The 10811-nt window shown below is 71.6% G+C and carries 9 protein-coding genes; 4 read left to right on the top strand and 5 right to left on the bottom strand.

The annotated features are described in order from the left end of the window. Window positions 1–1057: 1057 nt before the first annotated feature. The 5 genes from ACFV6D_RS11190 to ACFV6D_RS11170 form a co-directional block, all read right to left on the bottom strand. Window positions 1058–1900, bottom strand: coding sequence for a helix-turn-helix domain-containing protein (locus ACFV6D_RS11190; protein ID WP_380559325.1), 843 nt, complete (start codon window positions 1898–1900; stop codon window positions 1058–1060). Beyond that, a complete protein-coding gene (locus ACFV6D_RS11185; RefSeq protein ID WP_380559324.1) occupies window positions 1897–2649 on the bottom strand; it encodes a DUF6879 family protein in 753 nt (250 codons plus the stop codon). The genes ACFV6D_RS11190 and ACFV6D_RS11185 overlap by 4 nt, the downstream gene beginning before the upstream one ends. A gap of 116 nt (window positions 2650–2765) precedes the next feature. Further along, window positions 2766–3668: a 5'-3' exonuclease H3TH domain-containing protein gene (locus tag ACFV6D_RS11180; RefSeq protein ID WP_380491726.1), complete on the bottom strand. Its 903-nt coding sequence runs from the start codon at window positions 3666–3668 to the stop codon at window positions 2766–2768. A 58-nt stretch (window positions 3669–3726) separates the two neighbouring features. Beyond that, window positions 3727–4794 carry a cation diffusion facilitator family transporter gene (locus ACFV6D_RS11175; RefSeq protein ID WP_380491716.1) on the bottom strand — a complete coding sequence of 356 codons (1068 nt, stop codon included), beginning with the start codon at window positions 4792–4794 and terminating at the stop codon, window positions 3727–3729. 155 nt (window positions 4795–4949) lie between these two features. Beyond that, complete coding sequence (locus tag ACFV6D_RS11170) at window positions 4950–5678, bottom strand: gamma-glutamyl-gamma-aminobutyrate hydrolase family protein (RefSeq protein WP_063346868.1); 729 nt, start codon at window positions 5676–5678, stop codon at window positions 4950–4952. A gap of 152 nt (window positions 5679–5830) precedes the next feature. Here ACFV6D_RS11170 and ACFV6D_RS11165 point away from each other — a divergent pair, with 152 nt between their 5' ends. From ACFV6D_RS11165 to ACFV6D_RS11150, 4 genes are all read left to right on the top strand, one after another. After that, on the top strand, window positions 5831–7216 hold the full coding sequence (locus tag ACFV6D_RS11165; RefSeq protein ID WP_363378760.1) for a glutamine synthetase family protein: 1386 nt from the start codon (window positions 5831–5833) through the stop codon (window positions 7214–7216). 5 nt (window positions 7217–7221) lie between these two features. Next, window positions 7222–8598 carry an aldehyde dehydrogenase family protein gene (locus ACFV6D_RS11160; protein WP_380559323.1) on the top strand — a complete coding sequence of 459 codons (1377 nt, stop codon included), beginning with the start codon at window positions 7222–7224 and terminating at the stop codon, window positions 8596–8598. A 6-nt stretch (window positions 8599–8604) separates the two neighbouring features. Continuing rightward, a complete protein-coding gene (locus ACFV6D_RS11155) occupies window positions 8605–9393 on the top strand; it encodes a 3-oxoacyl-ACP reductase (protein WP_063346866.1) in 789 nt (262 codons plus the stop codon). A 128-nt stretch (window positions 9394–9521) separates the two neighbouring features. Continuing rightward, window positions 9522–10742: a DUF2510 domain-containing protein gene (locus ACFV6D_RS11150; RefSeq protein ID WP_380559321.1), complete on the top strand. Its 1221-nt coding sequence runs from the start codon at window positions 9522–9524 to the stop codon at window positions 10740–10742. Window positions 10743–10811: the final 69 nt, after the last annotated feature.

The following is a 10811-nucleotide window of genomic DNA, read 5'->3' as shown; positions in this document are numbered from 1 at the left end:
CGTCTCTGGTGTTGTGCTTCTCCCCCCGCCCCACAGTGACCCTCGCGCCGGCCCCGCCCCCCTTCGTGTGTCCGGCGACTTCCTGACAATGGTGGTGGGGGGGGGTGGAAGCCGCCAAGGGTCTGCGGCACCCCCCACCCTGGCTTCGGCTGCGCCTCGCCGCCGTACGTCACTACCGTGCGGTACCTGAGGGCCGAGTCCTGGAGACGTATCAACGGAGTTAGGGAGTTGTGGTTGGTGTCCTCGCTCGGGTCGAGCGAGGCCACCAAGGCCAAGGGCGACGGTCGAATTCGCCAGCCTTGATCGTCTGAAGCGGGTCGGTAACGGCGGAAACCCATGCAGAGGTCACAGGGCCCGATGCCGTTCTTCGAGGACCTCGAAGAACGGCATCACCCGCGAGGCCGCGTCGGTGAGTGGGCCGTGCGGGATGTGCCAGTCACGTATCTCGTTCGCCCCGGACTCTCGGCAGGGGGAACTGGCTTGACCATTGCGGAGCTGGCAGTCGGGGTTTTTGTGGTCAGCGGCGCTGCAACGGGCACGGTGGGGGTGTCTCGTCGGTCGGGTTGAAGGTTCGGGGGCATGACACGGCCGAGACTTCGGAGTTGCTGGCCTGGGGTCCAGTACGTCCCCCGGGCGTCACTCGTCACCCGGCGCCATCCGGGTTCAGGCACTCTCCGGATGCCTCGTGCCGTAGGCGCAGCACCCGCGCGTTCGCCAGCTTGGAGCGGTCCACGCTCTCCGGAGCTTTGCAGGCCTCCCGCTCCATGGCGTCGAACCACTGGCAGGACGGGCACTTGTCTGCATCAACGGTGGGTCGGCCGGGCTCGCGTAGAGCGATTTCACGCAAGGACATCGCCGACCGCCTTCCAGTGCTGCTGGTCGGTATCGACGCTCACACCGAGGTGTGGACCAGCCGCCAACCGCTGCGAGTTCGTGATCATCGCTCAACTCCCGTGCCGATCGGAGCCATCGGCAGGACGTTAAGCGGCCGAGATTCGCCGGCGGGAGCATGATTCTCGAATATTCCAGCTCCGGCAGCTGGGGTGCGTGGGAATTCTCAGGCAGAACCGAGTGCCCTGCGGCACCGCGTGATGATGCGGTGGGCGTCCGGTCCGTAGACGGCCGCGCCGGCCAGCGTCTCCCACACACGCAGGTACAGCGATACGTTGTCGGGCTGGTCCAACCACAGCTCCGCGTGCCAGTCCTCGACGATGACAAGCCGTTCGTCGTGAATCCAAAATCCGTTGGCAGGAGGCAACCCGAGTGAGGCTTCGAACGGCACGATGCCCAAGGAGACGGTATCCAGTCCGACCACACCGCTGAGTCGGTCAAGTTGCGCGGCTAGCACGGCCGGTGGGCACACCAGGGCGCGTAGTGCGGATTCCCACATGACGATGTGGTATCGCTTGCCTGGCCGGTACAGGCTTTCCTGTCGCTGGACGCGGGCTCGAACGGCGTCCTCTACATCGCGCGGCGACTGGTGGAGGCTGACGTACGCGCTGAAGATGTGCCGGGCGTAGTCGGCCGTCTGGAGCATGCCGACGATCATGGAATTCTGCCACGCGCGCATGACGCGTGAACGCTCGTACTCGGCGGTCAGCGTGTCCTGCACCGGTTTGTGTCCGGCGGCCAACTGCCGTCGCCAGGTGCGGGTCCCCGACTCGAAGGCCCGTAGCGTGGCCGACAGTTCGGGCGCTGTGTGGGGTTGTCCGACGCCCTCGGCCCAGGCCTTGAGGTCCTCGTGGGTGGCCGTCTGTCGGCCGGTCTCCAGCTTGCTGACCTTGGATTGCGTCCAGCCCAGACGGTCGGCCAGTTGCCTGCCTGTGAGACCGCCCTCGGTGCGCAGCTCACGGAGCCGCAGACCGAGGGCGATTCGTGCTTGTTGGAAGTCGGTGCTCACATGGCGGACGGTACCTCAGCGCCGAATCCGCGGCTCGGCGTGGCGAAGTGCCAGGCAGCGTCCCGTACCTGGCAGGCGCGGGCCACCTGCACCGGGTCGGTGATCAGTTCGATGTCGGTCAGGTCGTCGTCGGCGTCGAAGTGCAGCAAGGCGATGACGCGCGAGTCGAACAGCCAGGCGTCCTCCTGCGGAAGACCCAGGCGTTCGGCGTCGGCCCGCCAGAGGTACCGGGTGTCCTCGCCGACGGCGTTGTTCCGTTCGGCGTTGTCGAGCAGGTACCGCTGCCCCAGGGTGGGCGGGTTGTCCATGATCCGCACCCGCTCGAACCGTTTGCCCAGGGCCGCCTGTTCGCGGCGCGAGCGGCACCAGGGGTCGTCCAGGTCCCATCCGGGCGCCATCCCGGCAGCGAACCGGCGGTAGGTTTCGGTCTGCTCGTCGGAGTGGTACCGGCGGCGGGTCTCCAGCCGGAAGGCCGTGTGCTGGAAGCTCTTGAACATGTTCTCGAACTCTTCGTAGCCGATCAGCACGCGTTCCCGGTCCACGTCGCGCGGCGCGAAGTCGGCGAGCAGCGCGCGGGGCACGATCACGAACCCTTCGCCGGGCTTGATGTTGCGGAGTTGGGCGATCTCGTCGGGGTCGGTCACGACATCGCCCTGCACCAACACCTCCCCGGTGTCGACGTCCTCGTAGAGCGTCGGGCATCCGCTGTTTCCGGAGTTGCTTCCGATGTGCCGCAGTCGTCGGCTCACAGCCGCTCCCCTCGCTGTCGGTCAGGCGGAATCAGGATGCCCGGGGACCGGCCCGAGGGGAGTGCCGATTCGCGAATATTCTCCTGGCGCGGCGGAAAGGCCCCACCGCGTGGTGGTCAGCGGGTGGCGAGGGATTCCAGGAGGCGTTCGAGGGAGGTGCCGAGGCCCCAGCGGGTGGCGAGGTCTTCGAGGGTCATCGGGTCGAGCGGCTCGTGGGGGAGTGCCGGGTCGAAGGTGGGGAGGGGGGCGTCGGGGGCGACGCGGACGACGGTGGGGGCGACGTCGAGGTAGGCGGCGCCTTCGACGAGGTTGCGGCGGCGGGCCGGGGTGAGCTTGGAGGAGAGGTCGAGGGCGGCGGCGCGGATGGTGGTGAGGTCGCCGTACTCGTTGATGAGCTGGGCGGCGGTCTTCTCGCCGATGCCCTTGACGCCGGGCAGGCCGTCGCTCGGGTCCCCGCGCAGGGCGGCCATGTCGGCGTACTGGGCGCCGCGCACGCCGTACTTCTCCAGGAGCAGCGCGTCGTCGGTGATCTGCAGGTTGCCCATGCCCTTGACCGGGTAGAGGACGGTGATCTCGCGGGCGTCGTCGACCAGTTGGAACAGGTCGCGGTCGCCGGTGACGATCTGTACGGGCCCCTGGGCGCGGGCGGTGAGGGTGCCGATCACGTCGTCGGCCTCGTAGCCGGGGGAGCCGACGCGGGCGATGCCGAGCGCGTCCAGCACCTGTTCGATCACCGGGACCTGCGGGGCGAGCGTGTCCGGCACCTCCTCCTCGCCGTCCTGGGCCGCCTCGGCGACCCGGTGGGTCTTGTACGAGGGGAGGAGGTCGACCCGCCACTGCGGGCGCCAGTCGGCGTCCATGCAGGCGACGAGCTGGTCGGGGTGGTGGTCGTGGACCAGCCGGGCGATGAAGTCCAGCAGGCCGCGGACGGCGTTGACCGGTTCGCCCTGGGGGGAGCGCAGGGTGTCCGGCACGCCGTAGTAGGCCCGGAAGTACAGGCTGGCGGAGTCGAGGAGCATCAGTCGCGGTGCGGTCACGTGTCAGATCATGCCGCACCGCGACGACAGGAGGGCGGCTTCAGTGCTCGTGCGGGCCGGCGCGGTGGACCGGGCCGTGCGCGTCGGCGCAGTGTTCGGCGGGCTGTTCGCCGGGGGCGGCGATCTGGAGCAGGGCGCCGGCCGCGTCCTCGCCGACGTGGTCGACCTGGAGCGTGCTGTGGGTGATGCCGTACTCGTCGGCCAGTCCGCGTTGGAGCTCGCGCCGGACGGCGTGGCAGTCGCCGCCGGGGGTGACGAGGATGTGTGCGGACAGGGCGGGCTGGTTGGAGGTGATCTCCCAGATGTGCAGGTCGTGGATCTCCTCGACCAGCGGCTGGGCGACCATCCGGTCGGCCACCGCGTCCGGGTCGATGCCGGCCGGGGCGGCCTCCAGGAAGATCCGCCCGGAGTCGCGGACCAGGCCGATGCCGGCCTTGAGCATCAGCGCGACCACGACCAGCGAGGCGATCGCGTCGGCCCGGACGAAGCCGGTGGTCAGCATGACGGCGCCGGCGACGGCGGTGGCGATGAACGCGTACAGGTCGGTGAGCACGTGCTGGAAGGCGCCCTCGACGTTGAGCGAGCTGCGGTTGGCCTTCGACATGCACCAGGCGGCGGCCAGGTTGACGACGATCCCGATCAGCGCGGTGACCAGCACCAGCGAGCCGGCGACCTCCGGCGGTTCGAACAGCCGGGTGACGGCCTCGTAGCCCAGCCAGGCGGACAGCACCAGCAGGGTGACGCCGTTGGCCTGGGCGGACAGGATCTCGGCGCGCTTGAGGCCGTACGTGTAGCCGCCGCGGGCCGGGCGGGCGGCGAGGCGCATCGCGACCAGCGCGAGGACGATCGAGGCGGCGTCGGTGAGCATGTGCGCCGCGTCGGAGATCAGGGCCAGGGACTTCGCGGCGAAGCCGACGACGACCTCGCCGGCCATGAAGATGACGATGAGCGTGAGGGCGCTGAGCAGCCAGCGGCGGTCGGCGTCGGCGGCGACACCGTGCGAGTGGCCTCCGTGGCCGCCGAGTCCGCCGTGCCGGTGTCCGCCGTGGTCGTGCGCGTGCTTGTGGTCATGCGCATGATCAGTGTGGGAATGCTCGTGCCCGGCCATCGAAGTCCTCTCTGGACGCACGGGTGGGGAGGGGAGGGGCGCGATCGCCCTGCACCCGAAGTGAACCGCAGAACGGACAAAGATCCAAAGGCTGTACTGGTGACCGTTGTCGTTGCCGTTGAGCGGTCCGTTCCGCCCGGGCGGGCGGGCCCCGGCTACCCGATCAGCGCGGTGTCCAACTGCGCCGCGGTGGCCGCCCGGACCAGGGCCCGCATCACCCGCAGGTCCTCCCCCTGCTCCGGGTGCCACTGCACGCCCAGGGTGAACCCCGGGCCCTCGACCGCCTCGACCGTCCCGTCCGGCGCGTGGGCCGAGACCCGCAGGCCGGCCCCGACCCGGTCGACGGCCTGGTGGTGGAAGGTCGGCACCTCCACCTCGCTCTCCGGGAGCAGCCCGCCGAGCAGCGTCCCCGGCACCGGCCGCACCAGGTGTGTCCCGTAGCCGCCGTCCGCGCCGCCGTGGACGTCCACCGGCACGACGTCCGGCAGGTGCTGGACGAGGGTCCCGCCGCAGACGACGTTGAGCACCTGCATCCCCCGGCAGATCCCCAGCAGCGGCATCCCGGCCGCCAGGGCCGCCCGCAGCAGGGCCGACTCCCACCGGTCCCGCTCGGGGGAGTCGACCTCGGTGCGCGGGTGGGCGGGCTGACCGTAGTAGGCGGGGTCGATGTCGGGCCCGCCCGCGATGACGAGGGCGTCGAGCCGGGCGAGCACCTCGGGTGCGCGGTCGGGGGAGTCGGGCGGGAGCAGCACCGCGATCCCGCCGGACTCCTGGACGTATGCGGTGTACCGCTCGGGCACCAGGGCCACCCGGCGGCCCTGCCAGTTGCTCCAACTCGCGTCGACCAGGTAGGTGCTGACGCCGATGAAAGGCCTGCGATCCATGGCGGGCATTCTCCCCCCGCACCGCCTGATCCCCCGTCAACCACGCATGTCGGCGCGCCACACGTGTCCGCCCTCTTCCGCGCCGTCCGCCGCAGGCCGTACGGTTCGCTGTGACCGCTTGAACTCGAAGAGTGATCGTGGAGGGTTCCGTCATGCCCGAGAACGCCGCCGCGGGCGTGCCGCCCCGGGCGCCGCTGACCCTGGACGAACTGCGCACGCTGGTGGACACCGGCGAGGTCCACACCGTGGCGCTGGCGTTCACGGACATGCAGGGGCGCCTGCAGGGCAAGCGCTTCGCCGCCCGCTTCTTCCTGGACGAGGTGGTCGAGCACGGCGCCGAGGCCTGCGACTACCTGCTCGCCGTGGACGTCGACCTGAACACCGTCGACGGCTACGCCTTCTCCTCCTGGGCCACCGGCTACGGCGACTTCGCGATGCGCCCCGACCTCGGCACCCTGCGGCTGACCCCCTGGCAGCCGGGCACCGCGCAGGTGACCGCGGACCTGGCCCGGCACGGCGGCCACCCGGTGGACGCGGCCCCCCGCCAACTGCTGCGCCGCCAGATCGCGCGCCTGGCGGAGTACGGGCTGGCGGCCGACATCGGGACCGAGCTGGAGTTCCTGGTGTTCCGGGACACCTACGAGCAGGCCTGGCTGGGCGGTTACCGCGGCCTGACGCCGGCGAACCTGTACAACGTGGACTACTCGATGCTGGGCACCGCCCGGGTCGAGCCGCTGCTGTCCCGGATCCGCAACGAGATGGCGGGCGCCGGGCTGGTGGTGGAGTCGGCCAAGGGCGAGTGCAACCTCGGCCAGCACGAGATCGCCTTCCGCTACGCGGACGCGCTGACCACCTGCGACCAGCACAGCGTCTACAAGACGGGCGCGAAGGAGATCGCCGCGCAGCAGGGGTGCGCGCTGACCTTCATGGCCAAGTACAACGAGCGCGAGGGCAACAGCTGCCACATCCACCTGTCGCTGCGCGACGCGGTGGGCGCGCCGGCCTTCGCCGACCGGGACGGCCGGATGACCGACACCATGCGGCACTTCCTGGCCGGCCAGCTGACGGCGCTGCGCGAGTTCAGCCTGCTGTACGCGCCGAACATCAACTCCTACAAGCGCTACCGCCAGGGCTCGTTCGCCCCGACGGCGGTGGCCTGGGGCCGGGACAACCGGACCTGCGCCTACCGGGTGGTCGGCCACGGCCAGGGCCTGCGGATGGAGAACCGGGTGCCGGGCGGGGACGTCAACCCGTACCTGGCGGTGGCCGGGATGATCGCGGCCGGCCTGCACGGGCTGCAGCGGAAACTGGAGCTGCCGGCGCCGTGCCTGGGCAACGCCTACGCCGTCGAGGAGTACGCCCGGGTGCCCGGTTCGCTGCGCGAGGCCGCGGAGTTGTGGGGCGACAGCGAGCTGGCCCGGGTGGCCTTCGGCGACGACGTGGTCGAGCACTACCTGAACATGGCCCGGGTGGAGCAGTGCGCCTTCGACGGCACCGTCACCGACTGGGAGCGCTACCGATCCTTCGAACGGATGTGAGGCCGATGACCGACCCCGCCGACCCCACCGTCAGCACCGTCCGCAATCCCGCCACCGGCGAGGTGCTCGCCACCGTCCCGGACACCACCGCGGGGCAGGTGGACGCGGCGGTCCAGCGCGCGTCGAAGGCCCAGCCGGCTTGGGCGGCGCTGGCACCGGGCGAACGGGCCCGGCTGCTGCGCCGGTTCGCCGACCAGGTCGAGGTGCACGTGCCGGAACTGGCCGCACTGGAGGTGCGCGAGGCCGGCCACACCGTGGCCAACGCCCGCTGGGAGGCCGGCAACGTCCGGGACCTGCTGGAGTACGCGGCCGGGGGAGTGGAACGCCTGACCGGCCACCAGATCCCGGTGGCCGGCGGCCTGGACGTGACCTTCCACGAGCCGGTCGGCGTGGTCGGGGTGATCGCGCCGTGGAACTTCCCGATGCCGATCGCCGCCTGGGGCTTCGCGCCGGCCCTGGCGGCGGGCAACGCCGTCCTGCTCAAGCCCGCCGAGGCGACCCCGCTCACCGCGCTGCGGCTGGCCGAACTCGCCCTGGCGGCAGGGCTGCCGGAGGGCCTGTTCCAGGTGCTGCCGGGCCCGGGCGGGACGACCGGCCGGGCCCTGGTGGACCACCCGGCGGTCCGCAAGATCGTCTTCACCGGCTCGACCGTGGTCGGCAAGGAGGTGGCCGCCCGCTGCGCGGCCCGGGCCAAGCGGGTCACCCTGGAGCTGGGCGGCAAGAGCCCCAGCATCGTCTTCGCCGACGCCGACCTGGCCCGCGCCGCGGATCCGATGTCCTTCGCCGACAACAGCGGCCAGGACTGCTGCGCCCGCAGCCGGATCCTGGTCCAACGCGAGGCGTACGACGACTTCCTGGCGCTGCTGCTGCCCGCCGTCGAGGCGCTGCGCACCGGCGACCCGGCGGACCCCGAGACCCGGCTGGGCCCGCTGATCTCGGCCGCCCAGGTGCGCCGGGTCGCCTCCTACGTCACCCCGGACCTGCCGGTGCTGGCCCGCGGCGCGGTGCCGGACGGGCCCGGCTACTGGTACCCGCCGACGGTGATCGCGCCGGCCGACCCGGAGGTGCCGGCCGTCACCGAGGAGATCTTCGGCCCGGTCGCCGCCGTCCTGCCGTTCACCGACGAGGCGGACGCGCTGCGGCTGGCCAATGCCACCCGCTACGGCCTGTCCGGCTCGATCTGGACCAGGGACCTCGGCCGGGCGCTGCGGCTGGCCCGCGGCGTCGCGGCGGGCAACCTGTCGGTCAACTCGCACTCCTCGGTGCGGTACTGGACGCCGTTCGGCGGCTACGGCGAGTCCGGGGTCGGCCGGGAGCTGGGGCCGGACGCGCTGCGCCACTTCACCGAGACCAAGAACGTCTTCATCCACAGCGAGGAGTAGCAGCCGATGACGGAGAACGACGCCCCGGTGTGCCGCCGCCTGGTCGGCCGCACCGCCGTGATCACCGGCGCCGGCAGCGGGATCGGCCTGGCGGCCGCCCGCCGGCTCGCCTCGGAGGGCGCGAAGGTGGTCTGCGCGGACCTGGACGAGCAGTCCGGGCGGGCGGCCGCCAAGGAGGTCGGCGGCCTGTTCGTGCACACCGACGTCACCGACCCGTACATGGTCGAGGCGCTGTTCGACGAGGCGTACGAGACGTACGGGAGCGTGGACGTCGCGTTCAACAACGCGGGCATCTCGCCGCCGGAGGACGACTCGATCCTGACCACCGGCCTGGACGCCTGGCGCAAGGTCCAGGAGGTCAACCTGACCTCGGTGTACCTATGCTGCAAGGCCGCGCTGCCGTACATGCGGCGGCACGGGCGGGGCTCGATCATCAACACGGCCAGCTTCGTGGCCCGGATGGGCGCGGCCACCTCGCAGATCTCGTACACCGCCTCCAAGGGCGGGGTGCTGGCGATGTCCCGGGAACTGGGCGTGCAGTTCGCCCGGGAGGGGATCCGGGTGAACGCGCTGTCACCGGGGCCGGTGGACACCCCGCTGCTGCGGGAGCTGTTCGCCACGGACCCGGAGCGGGCGGCCCGCCGGCTGGTGCACATCCCGCTGGGCCGGTTCGCCCGGGCCGAGGAGATCGCCGCCGCGGTGGCCTTCCTGGCGAGCGACGACTCGTCCTTCATCACGGCGAGCGAGTTCCTGGTGGACGGCGGCATCTCGGGCGCCTACGTGACCCCGCTGTAGCCCCGGGCGTGCCCGACGGTCCTGAGCGTGCCCGTCGCGCCCCTTCTCACCGTAATCTCATCGAAAACCACCGGAATTCGAGGCCGCGCTGATTTCGCGCTTATCCGCGTGCCTTTAGATTCTCTGTTGTGAGCGAGCAGATTCCCGCCGGGTGGTACCCGGACCCGAAGGACACCGGCGGCGACCCGAGGCCGCAGCGCTGGTGGGACGGCAGGGGTTGGACGGCCAGCACCCGGCCCGCACCCTCGGACGCCCCGGAGCCGGTGCCCCCGGCGACCGGGGCTCCGGGGCCGGGGCCGGCCGGCGAGCCCACGGTGCTGCAGGGCGAGGTGCTGGACAGCGGGCCGACCGTCCGCTACCCGGAGCCGCCGCCCTTCGGCACCGCCTACGGCTCCGAGGCACCGCCGCCGCGCAAGCCCCGGCGCCGGCCGTCCCCGATGATGATCGCCGCCACCGTCGCGGCGCTGCTCGGCCTGGGCACCGGCTCCGGGATCACCTTCCTGGCGATGGACGGCCAGAGCGACAACCGCCCGCAGCGCAGCGCCCGGCAGGCCGTGCCGAACGGCGAGAACGGCCCCTGGAACGGCTTCCCGGGCCTCGGCGGCAACGGGAACGGCAACAACGGGAACGGCAACAACGGGAACGGCGGCAGCGGGAACGGCAACAACGGCAACGGCGGCAACAACAACGGCGGCAGCGGCGACGGCAGCAACGGGACCGGTGGCAACGGCGGGACCGGTGGAAACGGCGGGAGCGGCGGGAGCGGGAACGGCGGCAGCGGCAAGGCCAGGCCCGGCGCCGGCAACGCGATCGACCTGGTGAACGGGCTCACCCTGCCCGTCCCCTCCGGCTGGCAGGGCGGCTACACCCCCGACGGCTACGCCTCGGTCGTCGTCGGCTCGTACCAGTGTCCGGACGGCAACGGCTCGTGCAGCCTCGGCGGGGTGACCACCGGCCGGATCGACGGCGGCGGTACCGACGCCCAGGCGGCCGCCAAGGCCGACATCGACAAGGCGGCCAAGGACTCGTACGGCGCCATCACCGGGCACCAGGAGCTGAAGTCCCAGGCGGTCAAGGTCAACGGCCAGGACGGCTACCTGGTCCGCTGGAAGGTCGACGCGCCCAAGGGCAACAACGGCTACGTGCAGACGGTGGTCTTCCCGTCCACCGACGGCAAGTCGCTGATCTCCGTGCACTTCGGCTTCGACATCGCCGACAAGGCGCCGGACCTCGGCCTGATGGACACCATCGTCAACGGCATCGCCGACTTCAAGGGCAAGCTGCCGTCCATCCCGGGCGGCGGGCTCCCCGGCGGCGCCACCGGTGGCACCGGCGGCACCAGCACCTGAGCGGCACCAGCACCTGAGCCACCCGCTCCTCACACGGCGGCGGCCCACCCGGAGAGCACTCTCCGGGTG

The organism is Kitasatospora sp. NPDC059812, from assembly GCF_042732075.1.
In the GTDB taxonomy this organism is placed as follows: Bacteria; Actinomycetota; Actinomycetes; order Streptomycetales; family Streptomycetaceae; genus Kitasatospora.
The sequence above is the reverse complement of the archived record's forward strand: the minus strand, read 5'-3'. Positions and strand labels throughout refer to the sequence as shown.